Here is a 666-nt window from a genome sequence, read left to right on the forward strand (position 1 = left end):
ACATCCCCACACCCCGAATGGACATCGCCTGATTCTTTCCGCGCCAGGCCAGCCGCACTCTGATGGCATGCCCAGCCCACGCCTCCATCACGGCCGCCACTCCAGCGTAGGCAACATCTATGCACTGACGAGCGTCGTCCATTCCCGTGTCCCCCACTTTCGCCAGCCTTGTCTGGCACAGCACGTGGCGCAGGTAATGCAGGCGTTGGAGCAGGAACAGATGGTCCGCAACCTCGCCTGGGTGGTGATGCCGGACCATGTGCATTGGCTGATGCAGCTCCGACACGGGTCCCTCGGCGCCTGCATGCAGCGCTTCAAGTCACGCAGCAGCCTGCTCATCAATCGCCAATTGAACCGCAGCGGGCCTCTCTGGCAGGCGGGCTACTTCGACCACGCGCTGCGAAACGACGAAGACCTGCACCATCAGGCGGCCTATATCCTCGCCAACCCGGTCCGCGCTGGCCTGGCACATGTAATCGGCCAGTATCCCTTCTCGTGGTGTCGCTGGCCCATCGACGCCCTACCACCCGCAACGCCCCGCCCCCCGTAGAGCCGACCGTTGGTCGGCTGMYCCACCTTGGGGCCRMYCRTTGGTMGGCYGCCSCACGCAACGCGGCGGATMCTTSCRAYAYCGCGACGYCGGRGCGRAGRGCASCTGACCAACGG

At 65.2% G+C, this 666-nt stretch carries 1 protein-coding gene; it reads left to right on the forward strand.

The features are described 5' to 3' along the window. The first annotated feature begins 67 nt into the window (after positions 1 to 67). Positions 68 to 550, forward strand: a complete 483-nt coding sequence (locus ACXJKH_RS21775) for an REP-associated tyrosine transposase (RefSeq protein WP_457322499.1) — start codon at positions 68 to 70, stop codon at positions 548 to 550. The last annotated feature ends 116 nt before the right edge of the window (positions 551 to 666 follow it).

It is taken from the genome of Stenotrophomonas sp. P5_B8, from assembly GCF_054049855.1.